The organism is Neglectibacter caecimuris (assembly GCF_034335015.1).
GTDB classification, from domain to species: Bacteria; Bacillota; Clostridia; order Oscillospirales; family Acutalibacteraceae; genus Acutalibacter; species Acutalibacter caecimuris_A.
On record NZ_JAWXXK010000006.1, the window covers coordinates 117,853 to 134,259 of the forward strand.

Annotated in this window: 11 protein-coding genes; 6 read left to right on the forward strand and 5 right to left on the reverse strand. The window is 56.6% G+C overall.

Going from position 1 to position 16,407, the window contains the following annotated elements; all coding sequences use genetic code 11:
* Nucleotides 1–569: 569 nt before the first annotated feature.
* Nucleotides 570–3,017, reverse strand: coding sequence for a beta-mannosidase (locus U8T64_RS10085; protein WP_322183285.1), 2,448 nt, complete (start codon nucleotides 3,015–3,017; stop codon nucleotides 570–572).
* A 101-nt stretch (nucleotides 3,018–3,118) separates the two neighbouring features.
* Between U8T64_RS10085 and U8T64_RS10090 the strand changes: the two genes are divergently transcribed.
* Nucleotides 3,119–3,844, forward strand: a complete 726-nt coding sequence (locus U8T64_RS10090) for a helix-turn-helix domain-containing protein (protein WP_322183286.1) — start codon at nucleotides 3,119–3,121, stop codon at nucleotides 3,842–3,844.
* Between the two features lie 391 nt (nucleotides 3,845–4,235).
* Here U8T64_RS10090 and asnB read toward each other — a convergent pair whose 3' ends face one another.
* Genes asnB through U8T64_RS10110 form a run of 4 tightly spaced genes read right to left on the reverse strand, consistent with a single transcriptional unit; the run spans nucleotide 4,236 to nucleotide 11,119 of the window.
* Nucleotides 4,236–5,819, reverse strand: a complete 1,584-nt coding sequence (gene asnB / locus U8T64_RS10095) for an asparagine synthase B (protein ID WP_322183287.1) — start codon at nucleotides 5,817–5,819, stop codon at nucleotides 4,236–4,238.
* 17 nt (nucleotides 5,820–5,836) lie between these two features.
* Nucleotides 5,837–7,261, reverse strand: coding sequence for an amidophosphoribosyltransferase (purF, locus tag U8T64_RS10100; RefSeq protein WP_322183288.1), 1,425 nt, complete (start codon nucleotides 7,259–7,261; stop codon nucleotides 5,837–5,839).
* Nucleotides 7,261–8,985: an ammonium transporter gene (locus tag U8T64_RS10105; protein WP_322183289.1), complete on the reverse strand. Its 1,725-nt coding sequence runs from the start codon at nucleotides 8,983–8,985 to the stop codon at nucleotides 7,261–7,263. Before U8T64_RS10105 ends, purF begins: the two co-directional genes overlap by 1 nt.
* A 34-nt stretch (nucleotides 8,986–9,019) precedes the next feature.
* Complete coding sequence (locus U8T64_RS10110) at nucleotides 9,020–11,119, reverse strand: glutamine synthetase III family protein (protein ID WP_322183290.1); 2,100 nt, start codon at nucleotides 11,117–11,119, stop codon at nucleotides 9,020–9,022.
* Nucleotides 11,120–11,423: 304 nt separating this feature from the next.
* On the opposite strand from U8T64_RS10110, the gene U8T64_RS10115 reads away from it, so the two are divergent.
* The 5 genes from U8T64_RS10115 to U8T64_RS10135 are packed head-to-tail and all read left to right on the forward strand — an operon-like array spanning nucleotide 11,424 to nucleotide 16,402.
* The gene (locus tag U8T64_RS10115; protein ID WP_367575417.1) at nucleotides 11,424–12,527 is read left to right on the forward strand and encodes a class II glutamine amidotransferase; all 1,104 of its coding nucleotides are present in this window, start codon (nucleotides 11,424–11,426) and stop codon (nucleotides 12,525–12,527) included.
* Nucleotides 12,527–14,032: a glutamate synthase-related protein gene (locus U8T64_RS10120; RefSeq protein WP_322183291.1), complete on the forward strand. Its 1,506-nt coding sequence runs from the start codon at nucleotides 12,527–12,529 to the stop codon at nucleotides 14,030–14,032. The genes U8T64_RS10115 and U8T64_RS10120 overlap by 1 nt, the downstream gene beginning before the upstream one ends.
* Nucleotides 14,029–14,469: a 4Fe-4S dicluster domain-containing protein gene (locus tag U8T64_RS10125; protein ID WP_322183292.1), complete on the forward strand. Its 441-nt coding sequence runs from the start codon at nucleotides 14,029–14,031 to the stop codon at nucleotides 14,467–14,469. The genes U8T64_RS10120 and U8T64_RS10125 overlap by 4 nt, the downstream gene beginning before the upstream one ends.
* On the forward strand, nucleotides 14,466–15,674 hold the full coding sequence (locus U8T64_RS10130; protein ID WP_322183293.1) for an NAD(P)/FAD-dependent oxidoreductase: 1,209 nt from the start codon (nucleotides 14,466–14,468) through the stop codon (nucleotides 15,672–15,674). The genes U8T64_RS10125 and U8T64_RS10130 overlap by 4 nt, the downstream gene beginning before the upstream one ends.
* The gene (locus tag U8T64_RS10135; protein WP_322183294.1) at nucleotides 15,674–16,402 is read left to right on the forward strand and encodes a GltB/FmdC/FwdC-like GXGXG domain-containing protein; all 729 of its coding nucleotides are present in this window, start codon (nucleotides 15,674–15,676) and stop codon (nucleotides 16,400–16,402) included. Before U8T64_RS10130 ends, U8T64_RS10135 begins: the two co-directional genes overlap by 1 nt.
* Nucleotides 16,403–16,407: the final 5 nt, after the last annotated feature.

A 16,407-nucleotide genomic window follows, 5' to 3' on the forward strand; every position in this document is an offset into this window, starting at 1 on the left:
GTAAATGGTACGATTTGGAAATGCTTTCTTTGTTTAGCGGCGCAGATTTTGAGAAAGGAATTGCTGCTTGATACAGCTCGATTTCCATATTACCATTATAAAATAAATGGCTTTTCCCTTCTAAAAAGCTTTGAATTATAATCGCAAAACTGGCCTGTTTTGCGCCCCGGACTTTTGAATATTATCAATAAATCATAAAGCTTCTCAGGGCGCAAGTTTCAGAAACACAAACCACTCAACCGTGCGGAAATTCGGTTGGTACATGCCCACTCATGCTTTTTCCAAACGTTCATTTATGAATGTTTATCCACCTCCAAAATCACGTACTGAGGGGTGAGCGCGTCCCGGTGGGGGGGGAGGTCTCCAGTGGAGACCGAGCTGACAGGTGAAAATTGAATCCTTCTGCCCTGCCAAAGAAAGCCGAAAAAGCAGTTGCTTCTTCGGCTTTCTTCTGTGGGTGCAAATGGCTCTAAACTGCGGCATGCGGAGCGTGCTGAGGGGTGAGCGAGCGCAGAAAGTCATGGCTTTCTTGGCGCATCTGGTGATATTGACATCGGTGTCGGCGCTCTCTACATAACCATATTCAATGCCTTTACCTCCAAATTCTCTTTCCCCATTACATCCCCCTGCACGACTGTGATCTGCTTGGACTCCCCAGCGGACAGATCAAACCAGTTGTCGGAGAACAGGCAGTCTCCCTGGACCGTATCCAGCATGACGGCCTTTGCGTACCGGTCGGCTGTTACGGTAATTTCCTGTCCGCTCACCTCCAGGCTGATATTTAGGGGCTCAAAGTGGTATTCCTTCGGCAGACAGAACAGGGCTGTTTCGCTGCTTAAGGGGACGTCGTATTTATCATGCAGCGTGTACTCCAGATATGACCCGTCCCGGTGGTTTTTCAGGTCCTCGGCGAAGTTCAGGCTGTATGCCAGTATGCTCTCTCCTACTGGTACCGTCAGGGGCTTTTCACCAGCCTTTGCGACCATTCCCAAGTTATCCCGCAGTTTCCACAGGACTTTCCCTGAAAACCCTTTCCCACTCTGATTTGACAGCCACAGCTCCGCGCGGCTGTCTTCCACTTTTGCGCTGAGCAGCACGGGCGCAAAGAAACGTTTTATAAAATATTGCAGGGCCTTCCAGCGCCCAAAATAGTCCACTCCCGACCAGGACACCACCGGCCAGCAGTCGTTATACTGCCAGACGATCGTCCCGCGATTAAAGGCGCTCTGGCGACGGTAAGTTTCGGCTGTGAACTTCATGATCTCCGCGGCCATCAGCTGGGACAGATATACATAATCCCCGAAATCCTCCGGAACGGTGTAGTCTCTGCCCATGTATTCCTCAATGGTCTCGTTACCGTTTTTGCACTTCTGGTGGGCGTACATCACCGGCGAATCCGGCCGCATATCCTCCTGCACACAAAATTCTTTTATCGTTTTCATGGATGGGTAGCTTTGGAAACCCACCTCCGACAGCATTCGGGCAGGGATCTTCGCCATGACCTGATAAGGCAAATTGCCCACATATTGCAGATAGAAGTGCATATCTCCGTTGGTAATCATATCCTTGATGGAGCCCTCCACCCCTTCCGGCAGGGAGGGCGAGGACGACACATATGGTATCTGCGGGGCATATTCAATGCTGGTCTCTTTCAGCAGCTGCCGGAAAAGCCGGTCATAATTGTCCGTCAGCACCTGAACCATTTTGTCTGTAAGGGCGCCGCTTAAGCTGCCGAAGGTTCCCATCAGAGCTTTGCCAATGGGGTCGTTGGGATCGGTCATGCACTGCTGGACCAGCCCAATCTCGTTGTTGCCGCAAAGCACCAGCAAGCTTGGGTGGCTTGCCATCATTTTGACCTGCTGCTCCGCTTCCATACGGATATTTTCGCAGAACGCATCATCTGCCGGGTAAGGGCGGCAGGCGAACATGAAGTCCATGTATACTAATACCCCCGCGCGGTCACACAGCTCAAAAAACAGCTCCGGCGGATAGTAGGCCCCACCCCACACCCGTATGCAGTTCAGGTTGGAGCGCAGCGCGTTGTCCACCAGCCGTTTCCAACGTTCTGGGGTGGATCGGCCCAGGAACGCGTCTTCGATGACCATTGCCTGCCCCCTGATATAGACGGGCCGGCCGTTGATTTTGAACGAATAGTCGCAGCAGCCGTCCGGTTGGCGGGAACGGTCCAGCTCCACCGTGCGCAGGCCAATATGCTTTTCCAGGGCATCAAGCGCCCTGCCGTCCTTTTGGGCTGTGATACGCACGGTGTAAAGCGGCTGCTCCCCAAAACCTACCGGCTGCCATAGCCGGGGATTTTCTAGTTTCACCTGAAAAGCTCCATTTCCCGCTCCTATGAGATTTCCTTCCGGATCCAATACCTCGCCGCGCAGCATTACATTCTCGTCCCACACCTCTGCCTCCGGGGCGATGTCCAGAGTAACCCGGCCCGGCGTATGGTCTTGCACGATGCTGATCCAATCCAGCCGGGCCCCGTTAAATGCCTCTATGCTGATGTCCCGCCAGATGCCGCTGTCCGGCAAGGACAGGCCCCAGTCCCAGCCATACATACAGGCAGCTTTACGTAGTCCTGTGGGAAAGCTGCCCATTCCAGACCCTTCCAGCCCGGCGGTGGGAGAGCGGAACAGAACGGACAACGTATTTTCCCCGGCACGAAGCCTCCCCTTCACGTCAAACCGATACATTCGGTGCATATTATCGGTCTCGGCCAAGCGCTCCCCGTTCAGGGTGATTTCAGCCAGGGTATCCAAGCCGTCGCAGCGCAGGTATACACGGTCATGGGCCAGCAGCTCAGCCTCCACGTGGAATGCCCTGCTGAACACATAGTCTTTGTCGAACACAGGCAGCACCTTTGTTTCGTTATCCCGCCAATAGGGGTCTGGAATTTTCTCCGCCGCCAGCATGGCCTCCGCCACCGTGCCGGGAACATTTGCGGGGAGTGTTTCGCTTTCCCCTAAAACGCACATCTGCCATAACCCATTCAGATCGATCGCTTTCACCGTTATCCCTCCGTTCAGATTTATTGCTTGCATTATAGTGGAGAAAGAATTATAGTAAGAGCATAAATCTGAGATTTCTGATATATTTATGAGGTGATTTTGTGGCGATCTGCGACGCGAAAAAGGCGGCTGAGTCTTTGATACTCAGCGGCTTTCGCCATCATGATCCGGAAGAAGAAACTCTGCTCATTGAGCACTATCTCACAGGAGGCGCCGAGGAAGAACTTCTTCCCTATCTGGAGCACTCGAAAAGCTATTTCGACGTTATGGCCCCCCAACGGCTGCGGGCCATGAAGAACGGTGTCATCGTCCTGGTGGCGTTAGTGTGCCGGGCGGCGATTCGGCTGGGGCTGGATCCGGAGGAGAGCTACTCCCTCAGCGATTACTATCTGTATACCGTAGAGAACTGCCAATTGAAAGAGGATGTGGAACTGCTCTCTATCCAGGCGCTCAGGCACTACGCGGCGCTGGTGCAGGCCCTGGAAACGAAGGCTTACACCCAACCGGTGGCAAAATCAATTCGTTTCATGCAAGCCAATTTGTACGGGCGCTGTACGGTGGAAGCCGCGGCTTCCCACGCTGGGCTGAACCCACAGTATTTTTCCGGGCTGTTCAAGCGGGAAACCGGCCTGCCTCCCAGCCAATATATCCGGGAAAAGAAGCTGGACGAAGCCGCAAGATTACTGCGGCAGGGAAAGCACCTTGTATTTGAGATTGCGGAAATGCTGGGATTTTCCAGTTCCTCACATTTTGAGCGGGCGTTTAAGGATAAGTTCGGAATGACGGCAAAGCAATTTGCTAAGGCGGAGGGTGTCAGACCGAGGTAATCAGTTTTTGGATTTATAAGATAACAAGCAAAAAAGCAGCAAGGAGATTGCCTAGGAAAATGGGTTTAAAAAGGTTTCTGAGCACGGGATTACCTATATTAGCGGGCACTGCTGCTGTATTAGCCGCTGTGGGTAATTATGATGAATTGGGTACCTTCCTAAAAAACGCCGCAGACGAAGAACTGGATACGGAACGAGAAAAAGTGAGACTTGATTCCTGCAATCCTGGCCTTGATGAACAATATCGAATCAGGTGCCATGAAAAGCTGAAAGGATATGCCGCAAGCGCGGCATATCCTTTTTTACAGCGACGAAAATCCTTTCGGTCTGTTTCCAAATTGGTTTCCCGGTATAAGCGGCGCAATGATCTGATGAGAAGAAACCGATTGCTTTATTTCCCGCTTTCTCCATAGTTGGAAAGCACACGGGCGGAAGGGTCGTTGACCTCACAGCCTTTCCAGCTGCGGTTTGGCATCCAGAAATCGGAGATCATTTCGGCCTGGCCCGGGTAGCTTTCCTCGAAAATTTCACGATACAAAAGGCTTTCTTTGGTAAAGGGCCTGCCGTGAGAATAGCCTTGCCGCTTTTCCTCAAATTCCCTGTCGGTGTAGACGCTTTCCGCCAGCGCTTTCAAATCGTCCACCATGGAATGACCCACCGCGTCGGAAAAGGCCGCCTTCTGCCGCCAGAGAATTTCCTCCGGCAAAAGCTTATCGTTCTCAAAAGCCTTTCGCAGCAGATATTTCCCCATGCCGTAGGTGTTTGTTTTCAAAGCGGGGTCTATACTCATCACATACCGCACAAATTCCAGATCGCCAAAGGGGACCCGGGCTTCCAAAGAGTTTACGGAGATACAGCGGTCGGCGCGGAGCACATCGTACTGGTGCAGTTCTCTGACGCGTTTTTGCGCCTCCTGCTGAAAGGCTTCCGGTGAGGGGGCAAAATCCGTATATTTATAGCCGAACAGCTCGTCGCTGATCTCTCCCGTAAGCAGCACCCGCACGTCCGTCTGCTCATGGATCGCCTTGCAGCACAGGTACATGCCCATGCTGGCCCGGATGGTGGTGATATCCCAGGTCCCCAGCAGGGAGATCACCGTTTTCAGGTTGTTCAGCACGTCCTGCCGGGTCATATAGACCTCTGTATGCTCAGCGCCTATGAAATCCGCTGTTTGGCGGGCATACTTCAGGTCGATGGCGTCCCTGTCCATGCCGATGGCAAAGGTTCGGATCGGCTTTTTCAAGAGCCGGGAAGCAATTCCGCAGACAAGGCTTGAATCGAGGCCGCCGGAAAGCAGAAAGCCCAAGGGGGCGTCGGCGTCCAGGCGCTTTTCCACCCCCGCGATGAGTCTTTCCCGAATTCCGGTGCAGATGGCGTCGAGACCGCCGCTTACGGTTTCTGTGGAGGCGGATGGATCGGCGTAGCGGGTGAACGAACCGTTCGCGTAATAGCAGCCGGGGGGGAAAGGACGGATCGCTTCGACTAAGCCCATCAGATTTTTCGGCTCGCTGGCGAAGGCCATGGCGCCGCTGTCAAGCGTTCCATAATAGAGGGGACGAATGCCGATGGGGTCCCTGGCGGCGATCCAGTCCTGCTTTTCGCCATCGTACAGGATCAGTGCAAATTCCGCGTCCAGCATGGAAAACATATTTACGCCGTATTCCCGGTAGAGGGGTAGAAGGATCTCGCAGTCGGAGCCGCTTTGAAAGCGATAGCCCGCCTGCTCCAGCATTTTCTTTTTGGGGCGGAAGCCGTAAAGCTCTCCGTTGCAGACCACCGCATTCTTTCCCAGATGAAAGGGCTGCATGCCGCTTTCTTCAAGCCCCATGATGGCGAGGCGCTGAAAGCCAAGACAGCCCTTTCCCGCATTTTCAAGCCGTTCCATATCCGGCCCTCTGGAATGGGTGCGGGCAAAGCAGCGCTTCAGCTGCTTCTCAGGGACGCTTTGCTCTGTGAATCCGAGAATGGAGCACATAGGCGTTCTCCTTTCTGTCAATCTACGATTTTTCCCTCAAATCTTGCTTTCTCTCCATGAGCAGGCACCGCGGTGGGATATCCGCCACCGAAACAGGCGGTGCAAAGTCCTTCCGGGGAAAACTGTCTAACACTGTCAAGGCTGAGATATCCCAAACTGTCCGCGCCGATGAGCTTTGCAATTTCTTCCGGAGTGTGGCGGTTCGCAATGAGATTTTCCGGGCTGTCGATGTCGGTGCCGTACCAACAGGGCGCCGTAAAGGGCGGAGCGCACACACGCATATGCACCTCCGCCGCTCCGGCTCTTCGAAGCTGGGCGATGATCCGTTTGCTGGTTGTGCCGCGAACAATGCTGTCGTCGATCAATACCACCCGCTTTCCCGTTACCACCGAACTGATGGGATTGAGCTTCAAATCCACTCCCGCTTCCCGCAGCTCCTGCGTGGGAGCAATAAAGGTGCGGCCGATATACTTGTTTTTGGTAAAGCCCATTGCATAGGGAATGCCGGATCCTCTGGCGTAACCAATGGCGGCGTCCAGGCCGGAATCGGGTACGCCTATGACTAAATCGGCAGCCGCGGGGTGTTCCTTCGCAAGCAGCAGGCCCGCGTTCTGCCTTGCCAGCGTGACGCTTACGCCGTCTATGATGGAATCGGGACGGGAAAAGTAGATGTATTCAAAGGCGCAAAGTGTTTTTGGAAGTGTTTTTGGGCAGCTTCCGAGGGGACGGATGCTGCTGCGCACGGCTCCCTTTTCCGCCACGATGATCTCGCCGGGGAGAACGTCACGGACAAAGGCGGCCCCAACAGCGTCCAGCGCACAGCTTTCGGAAGCGAATACAATCGCGCCGTCCTCCCGCTTTCCCATACAGAGCGGCCGGAAGCCGTGAGGATCTCTGACGGCAATGAGCTTTCGGGAGGAGGAGATCACCAGGGAGTAGGCCCCGTCGATCCTGCGCATGGCTCTGCTTACCGCTTCCTCAATGCTTCCGCAGCGCAGGCGTTCCTGAACGGTAAGATAGGCGATTACCTCCGAATCTGTCGTGGTATGAAAGATCGATCCGTTTTCTTCCAGCTCCTTACGCAGTTCAAAGGCATTGACAAGATTTCCATTGTGGCACAGTGCCATGCGCCCCTTGTGGTGATTGATCAGCAAAGGCTGAACGTTCCGCTTTCGGTCCGCTCCGGTGGTGGCGTACCGCACGTGCCCTACGGCGATCGTTCCCATGCCCAGCTCTTTGAGCCGGACGGAAGAAAAGATGTCGCTGACCAGGCCTGCTTCCCGGCAGGCGGTAAACACCCCCTGGTCGTTGACTACAATCCCGGCGCTTTCCTGCCCCCGGTGCTGCAAGGCTGTCAGACCGTAATAGGTCAATGTGCTCAAGTCGCGGGATTCCGGGGCGCAAATCCCAAACACACCGCATTCCTCATTGAGCTTTCTCATTATTCCACGTCCTGAAGGGCGTCAAAGCCCTCTTCGCCGGTGCGCACCTTTATTACGTTCTCCACGTCATAGACGAAGATTTTCCCATCGCCGATATGCCCGGTATACAAAACCTTTTTGGCGGTCTCGATCACGTCCCGCACCGGCACGGAGCTGACGACCATATCCACCTGCACTTTGGGCAGCAGACTTGCCTCCACCGCCACGCCGCGGTAGTATTCCGGGCGGCCCTTCTGTATGCCGCAGCCCATGACGTGGGAAACGGTCATACCGGTGATTCCAAGCTTCGTCATGGCTTCCTTCAGGGCGTATAGCCGCTCTTCCTTGAAGATGATCTCCACCTTGGTGAATTTGCTGCCGTCAGGTTCGAAGGAAGGCTCCCGCTTGACCGGGACGGCCTCCGCCACCGGAGTGGTGCCGGTTACGGCGACGATTTCCTCACTGGAGGCAAAGGCGGCGTACTTCTCCACAGCGGGGGCAAAATCCGCATAAGCGCTGGGAAGGCCGTGCTCGGAAATATCCAGGCCCCTGAGCTCATCCTCCGCTTCGGCCCGGAGTCCGTTGGTCTTCCGAATGACCTGGAAGGTGACGAGCATGGCGGCTGCCGCATAGACGGCCACCGCCGCAAAGCCGAGGAACTGGATTCCCAGCAGGCGGAAGCTGCCGGTATAGAACAGGCCGGAAAGTCCGGCGGGCGCGTCCGGGTTTGCCAGAAGACCTACTGCCAGGGTGCCCCAGGCGCCGTTTGCCATGTGAACGCCTACAGCGCCCACGGGATCGTCTACATGCAGCTTCAGGTCAAGCACCTCTACCACGACCACTACCAGAATGCCGGAAACAATGCCTACAACGGAAGCGCCGATAGCGTCAAAGGCGTCGCAGCCCGCGGTAACGCCCACCAGGCCTGCCAGAGAAGCGTTCAGGCACATGGAAACATCGGGCTTTCCGTTTTTGACCCAGGTATAGATCATGGTGGTGCAGGTGGCCACAGAGGGGGCGATGGTGGTAGTCAGAAAAATGGAGGACAGCTCGGAGGGTGTGGTGGCCGCCGCGCCGTTAAAGCCGTACCAGCCCAGCCAAAGAATGAATACGCCCAATGCGCCCAGAGGGATGGAATGGCCGGGAATGGCGTTTATCTTGATCACTTTGCCGCTCTTATCCCGAACATACTTGCCGATCCTAGGCCCAAGAATGACCGCTCCCACCAGGGCCGCAATGCCGCCCACCATGTGAATGGCGCAGGAACCGGCGTAATCGTGGAAGCCCAGCTGGGAAAGCCAGCCGCCGCCCCAGATCCAATGCGCCTCGATGGGGTAGACCAGAAGGGAGATCACACCGGAATAAATGCAGTAGGCGGAAAATTTGGTGCGCTCCGCCATGGCGCCGGACACGATGGTGGCGGTGGTGGCGCAGAACACAAGGTTAAAAACGAAATAGGAAGCATCGGTAAAGCCCTCTGCGGGAGAAGCGATGAACTCCCGGAAATGGGTGAACAAATCCATATTGGGCAGGCCGATCAGGCCGAACAGGGCGTCTTCTCCCATCATCAGTGTATATCCCAGTAAAGAAAACACCACTGTGCCAATACAAAAATCCATCAGGTTCTTCATAATAATATTGCCGGCGTTTTTGGCCCGGGTAAAGCCCGTTTCCACCATGGCAAAGCCCGCCTGCATCCAGAACACCAAAGCAGCTCCTATCAAAAACCAAAATTCAACTGACATACTCTGTTACCCCTTTCTTTTGGAAAGCAAACGATTATACGCCGAACAGCAGATCCCCGTAGGTGGGGAAGGGCCAATCTTTTCGCGGCACCACTGTCTCCGCCTTATCGCAGGGCGTGCGGAGCTTTTCCATGGCGGGAAGAATTTCGTCCCGGATAAAGCAGGCTTCGGCGGTAACGTCCCCGGCGCGCTCCAGCCCATCGACGGCGTTTTCCAATTTTTCCGCGGCGCTGTCGATTTCGTCCAGCAGGGCGCACAGCACATCGCTCAGCTTCTGTTCATAGCCGCTGACCGCGCAGCCGGAGGCCTTTTTGTCCGTTATGGCCTTTGCCAAACGGGCCGAACTTCCCGCCGCTGCCGGCAGGATCTCCTTTCTTGCCATATCCACCATGGTCAGGGCCTCGATCTTCACCGTGCGGGTGTAATTTTCCAGCTGGATCTCATAGCGGGAGCGCAGCTCGCTTTCCCGGAATACACCTTGGGAAACGAGCATATCCACATTCTCTTGATCCAACAGACGAGCCATGGCGTCCGGCGTGGTGGGCAGGTTCAAAAGTCCCCGCTGTTCCACGGCTTCTTTGATCCAGCTTTCATCGTAGCCGTTGCCGTTGAAGATGATCCGCTTGTGGGCGGTGATGGTTTCCTTAATGAGCGTATGCAGGGCGCTGTCAAAGTCTTTTGCCCCCTCCAGCGTATCGGCAAACTGCCGCAACGCCTCCGCCACAGCGGCGTTGAGCATAATGTTGGCGCAGGCAATGGAGTTGCTGGAGCCCACCATGCGGAACTCAAACTTGTTGCCGGTAAAGGCAAAGGGAGAGGTGCGGTTGCGGTCGGTGGCGTCCCGGGTGATCCTGGGGAGGGCGTCTACCCCGAGAATCATTTTCTGTTTCTTTGCTCCGGCATAGGGGGAATCCGTTTCAATGGCCTCCAGCACGGCGGAAAGCTCGTCGCCCAGGAAAATGGAGATCACGGCGGGCGGGGCTTCGTTTGCCCCCAGCCGGTGATCGTTCCCAGCGGTGGCCACGCTGAGACGCAGCAGGCTCTGGTATTCATCCACCGCCTTGATCACCGCCACCAGGAACAGCAGGAACTGGGCGTTCTCATAGGGGGTCTCGCCGGGAGAAAGAAGGTTTACTCCCGTATCGGTAGCCATGGACCAGTTGTTGTGCTTGCCGCTGCCGTTGACCCCGGCAAAGGGCTTTTCATGAAGCAGGCACACGAGGCCGTGCTTTCTTGCCACCTTCTTCATGATCTCCATGGTCAGCTGGTTGTGGTCGGTGGCCGCGTTAGTGCTGGAATAAATGGGGGCAAGCTCATGCTGGGCGGGAGCGACCTCGTTGTGCTCTGTTTTCGCCAGCACCCCCAGCTTCCACAGCTCCTCGTTCAGGTCGTCCATATAGGCCTGAACTCTGGGTTTAATAGAACCGAAATAGTGATCCTCCAGCTCCTGCCCCTTGGGGGGCTTTGCCCCAAACAGAGTGCGGCCAGTGTAGATCAGATCCCTGCGCTTTAAGTACATCTCCCGGTCCACCAGAAAGTATTCCTGTTCCGGCCCCACGCTGGTGGTGACCCTGGTGACCTCATCATGGCCGAAAAGCTTCAAAATCCGCAGAGCCTGCCGGTTCAGGGCTTCCATGGAACGCAGCAGGGGCGTTTTTTTATCCAGGGCTTCTCCACCGTAGGAGCAGAAGGCCGTGGGAATACACAGGGTTTTTCCCTTGATGAAAGCATAGCTGGTGGGGTCCCAGGCGGTGTAGCCCCTGGCTTCAAAGGTGGCCCGCAGGCCGCCGGAGGGGAAGGAGGAAGCGTCCGGCTCGCCCCGGATCAGCTCTTTTCCGGAGAATTCCATGATCACCCGCCCGTCCGGCGCGGGGTTGATGAAGCTGTCGTGCTTTTCCGCCGTAATGCCTGTCAGGGGCTGGAACCAGTGAGTAAAATGAGTGGCCCCTTTCTCCACCGCCCAAGCGCACATGGCGGCGGCCACCGCGTTGGCCAGGGACAGATCCAGCCTTGCTCCCCTGCGGATCGTCTGTTTCAGGGAATGATAGATTTCCGGGGACAGCCGGGCCCGCATGACCTGGTCGTCAAAGACCATGCTTCCGAAATAGCTGGGGACATTTTGCTTATTTTCCATATTGACCGCTCCTTCAACAAAGATTGACAAACAAAAAAGAGAGACAACAGCCGGAGCTTCCTCCGAGACGCCGTTGTCTCTCAACGCCGACTACTATACACCTGTTTTTGCAAGTTGTCAAGTGCAAAGCTTCATTTTTCTTCGATTTTTTCAAAAAAATTTTTTGAATATGAAGTATTGACAAGCCGCCCCTTCATATTGTATAATATGCGCTGAGAACAAAGGCGTTCTCTTTTGTTTGCTGCGGGCAAAGAAAAGAAAGCGCCTTTGTTCTTTCTTTATTCAGGAAAGGAAAGGGATTGTTATGACAGCTCCGAATCTGAAAGAAGGGAAGGTGCGGATCCCCTCCGGCTGTGCAATTTCCGCAGTGATCTCCCGGGAGGGCCGCAGAATGACCGGCGAGGGTATCATTCGCTCCATGCGGCCCATGCACGAGCGCTCCAACGGCCTGGGCGGCGGCTTTGCCGGCTACGGCATCTACCCGGAGTACCGGGATTTCTTTGCCCTGCACATCTTTTACGACAACGACAGTGTCAGAAGCGAGTGCGAGACCTATTTGCGCTCTGTGCTGGAGATCGTCCGGGCGGAAAACATACCCACCCGAAAGCTGCCGGCCATCACGGATGAACCCCTGATCTGGCGGTATTTCGTCACCCCTCTGCGCTCGGTGCTGCAAAGAATGCAGCTGGACGAAAACGAGTTTATCGCTCGGGCGGTCATGCGCATCAACACCACTATCGATGGGGCCTATGTGTTTTCCAGCGGAAAGAACATGGGGGTCTTCAAGGCGGTGGGCTACCCGGAGGACGTGGGGGAATTTTACCGGCTGGAGGAATACGAGGCCTACTGCTGGACCGCCCACGGCCGTTATCCCACCAACACTCCCGGCTGGTGGGGCGGGGCGCACCCCTTTGCCCTTTTGGACCGCACCATCGTACATAACGGAGAGATCTCCTCCTACGACGCAAACCGGCGGTTTATCGAGATGTACGGCTATAAATGCACCCTGCAGACCGATACGGAGGTCATTACCTATATCGCTGATTTCCTTCAGCGGAAGCAGGGGCTTTCCCTGTCGGAGACGGCCTCTGTGATAGCGGCTCCCTTCTGGAGCACTATCGAACGCAGGCCCGAAGCGGAGCGCCGTCAGCTTTCTTACCTGCGAACCGTTTTCTCCAGCCTGCTGATCACCGGCCCCTTTTCCATTATCCTGGGCTTCTCCGGCGGGCTGATGGCCTTAAACGACCGCCTGAAGCTGCGCAGCATGGTAGTGGGAGAAAAGGACGACCTGGTCTTTCTCGCCAGTGAGGAGGCCGCCATCTGCGCCATGGAGCCGGCGGCGGAGAATATCTGGGCCCCCTCCGGCGGGGATCCGGTCATCGTCCGTGTGAAGGAGGGAGCTTACTGATGGGAATTTCTTATTTTGCTCCGGAATTTGAAGTGATCCGGAATGAGGACCGCTGTATCCAGTGCCGGGTCTGTGAGCGCCAGTGTGCAAACGAGGTCCACCGCTATGACGGTGATCTCCAAAAAATGTTCAGCGATGAGACAAAATGTGTGGACTGCCAACGGTGCGTTTCCCTGTGCCCCACAAGGGCGCTGAAAATTGTAAAATCCGACTGCGCCCTTCGGGAAAACGCCAACTGGGACAGCGACACTATCAAGGAGGTCTACAAGCAGGCGGGGAGCGGCGGCGTGCTGCTTTCCTCCATGGGGAATCCCAAGCCCTATCCCGTCTATTGGGATAAGCTGCTGATCAATGCCTCTCAGGTGACAAACCCCTCCATCGACCCTCTGCGGGAGCCGATGGAGACCCGGGTCTTTCTGGGAAAAAAGCCCACCCGGCCGGAACGGAGGCCGGACGGCTCCCTGAGCTGCGAGCTTCCTCCCCAGCTGGAGCTTTCCATGCCGGTCATGTTCTCCGCTATGAGCTATGGCTCCATCAGCTACAATGCCCATGAAAGCCTGGCCAGGGCCGCCGAAGAGCTGGGGATTTACTACAACACCGGCGAGGGAGGGCTTCACGAGGATTTTTACGCCTATGGCCCCAACACCATTGTACAGGTGGCAAGCGGCCGGTTCGGCGTGCATGAGGACTATCTCAATGCGGGCGCGGCCATTGAGATCAAAATGGGACAGGGCGCGAAGCCCGGGATCGGCGGACATCTGCCCGGCGCCAAGGTGGGGGCGGACATTTCCCGCACCAGAATGATCCCGGAAGGCTCCGACGCGATCTCTCCCGCGCCGCATCACGATATTTACTCCATCGAGGATCTGCGCCAGCTGGTCTATTCCCTGAAGCAGGCGACCCACCACCGGAAGCCCGTCATCGTCAAAGTGGCGGCGGTTCATAATATTGCGGCGATTGCCAGCGGCATTGCCCGCAGCGGAGCGGATATCATTGCCATCGACGGTTTCCGGGGCGGCACCGGCGCGGCGCCCACCCGGATCCGGGACAGCGTGGGAATCCCCATTGAGCTGGCTTTGGCCGCCGTGGATCAGCGCCTGCGGGACGAGGGGATCCGCAGCAGTGTGAGCCTGGTGGTGGGCGGCAGTATCCGCTCCTCCGCCGATGTGGTAAAGGCCGTCGCCCTGGGAGCGGACGCCGTTTACGTTGCCACGGCGGCACTGCTGGCTTTGGGCTGCCACCTGTGCCGTACCTGCCAGACCGGCAAGTGCAACTGGGGCATTGCCACCCAGCGGCCGGAGCTGGTCAAGCGGCTGAACCCGGATATCGGTTCCCAACGTCTTGTGAATCTGATGACTGCATGGAACCACGAGATCAAGGAGTTGATGGGCGGCATGGGCATCAACTCCATCGAAGCCCTGCGGGGCAACCGGCTGATGCTTCGGGGCATCGGACTAACTGAAAAGGAGCTGGAGATCCTGGGGATCTCCCACGCGGGAGCATGAAACGGATTTATGTCAAGGAAAAATGGTGCCTTGGGTGCCATTTGTGCGAATATAACTGTGCCTTTGCGGGCAGCGGAAGCGATGATATGGGAAAGGCGCTGAAGGGAAAGCCTATTTTTCCCCGGATCCGGATCGAGGAAGACGATAAAATCAGCTTTGCGGTAAGCTGCCGCCATTGTGACGATCCCATCTGCGTCAGAAGCTGCATTTCCGGAGCGCTGGAAAAGAAGGAGGGCGCGGTGCGGATCGACCGGGAAAAATGCGTGGGCTGCCTGACCTGCGTATTGGTCTGCCCCTATGGGGCCGTGACCGCCGGGCCCGACGGATCGGCGCTGAAGTGCGAGCTTTGCCTGGATAACGCCTGCGGTGAGCCGGCCTGCGTCAAGGGCTGTCCCAACGGCGCTATTGTTTTTGAGGAAGGGGAGGAGAAAGCGTGAAGCAATATGTCATCATCGGCGGCGGGGTCGCCGGTGTAAGCTGTATCGAGGGAATTCGCAGCCGCGATCCTGCGGGAAGGATCACGCTGATTTCCGAAGAGCCTGTTTCCAATTACGGCCGGCCGTTGATCTCCTACTATCTGGAAGGAAAAACCGACCTTTCCCGCATGAGCTACCGGGGACAGGATTTTTACGAAAGAAACCGCGTCAACGCCCTTCACGGGATCAGGGCGGAAAGGCTGCTGCCGGAAAAGCGGCAGGTACTGCTTTCAGATGGCAGCGCTCTCTTTTATGACGAGCTCTGCCTCTGCACCGGCTCTGTTCCCTTTGTGCCGCCCATGAAGGGGCTGGAGCGGGTGGGAAAAAAGTTCTCCTTTCTCACCCTTTCCGACGCCCAGGCCCTGAAGCAGGCCGTCACGCCGGAAAGCCGGGTATTGATCCTGGGCGGCGGGCTTATCGGCCTGAAGGCGGCGGAGGGACTCCATGGCCGTGCAAAGGAGATCACTGTCTGCGACTTAGCGCCGCATGTGCTTTCCAGCATTTTGCAGACGGACAGCGCCGCCCTGGTGGAAGCGCATCTGGAGCAAAATGGAATTGCTTTGAGGCTTGGAAAAACCGTGGAGGAATTTACGGAACATACCGCCCGGCTCACCGGGGGAGAAACGGTGGAATTCGATGTGCTGGTGCTGGCGGTGGGCGTGCGGCCCAATACCGTCCTGCTGAGGGAGGCGGGCGGAGCGGCGGAACGGAGCATCGTGACAGATCCCGCCATGAAAACCAGCCTGCCCCATGTGTACGCCGCCGGAGACTGCACCGGGCCGTATCTTATTTTGCCCCATGCCGCCATGCAGGGCCTGTGCGCAGGAAGAAACATGGCCGGAGGAACGGAGCGCTTCCTTTCCGACGTTCCCATGAATTCCATCGGATTTTTTGGCCTTCATTTGATGACGGCGGGTAGCTGTCCGGAGGGGGCAGAGGTCTATGAAGAAAAGGGAAAGAACACCATGAAACGCCTCTTTATCAAGGACGACCGGCTTTGGGGATTCCTGTTGCTGGGGAACGTGGAGCGGGCCGGGATCTACACCGCTCTGATCCGGGAACAGCGGCCGCTGAGTTCCCTGGATTTTGAGGCTGTGAAAAAATCGCCGGGGCTTCTGCCTTTTGGCGCGCAATATCGTGGTCAAACTCTGGGAGGTGTGGTATAATGACAGCAGCAAAGGAAATTTCCGCCGCCGGAAAGAGCTTTCAGGAATTGGGAACTCTTTTGGAACAGTCCTCCGGGCAGGTACTGCTTAAAGACTGCCTGGGCCAGCGCTTTCTTGGCGCAGGCATGAAGCAGCTGGACGTCAGAATCACCGGGATCCCCGGAAACGCCCTGGGAGCCTACCTCAACGGGGGCAGCCTGGAGGTGATGGGCAACGCCCAGGACGCCGTGGGCGACACCATGAACGCCGGGCGCATTGTGATCCACGGCAACGTGGGCGACACCGCGGGCTATGCCATGCGGGGCGGCTCCATTCTGGTGGAGGGCTGCGCAGGCTACCGCTGCGGCGTTCACATGAAGGAATACGAGGATAAGCTGCCGGTCATGGTCATCGGCGGCAAGGCGGGCAGCTTTTTGGGGGAATATCAGGCCGGCGGGATCATTCTGGTTTTGGGCCTGAACACCTCCGGCCCCATTGTGGGAAATTTTCCCTGCACGGGAATGCACGGCGGGAAGGTCTTCCTGCGCTCCGACTGCCGGGACATTCTGTTTCCCGCACAAGTCACCGCCCGGCCCGCCTCCGAAAATGACCTGGAGATGATCCGTTCCTATGTGGAGGAGTTCTGCCGCTGTTTCGGCAAAGATCCGGCGGAGGTTCTGGATGCGCCCTTTACCCTGGTGACTCCGGACGGCCGGAACCCATACCGCCAGATGTACGTTGCAAACTGAGAGAA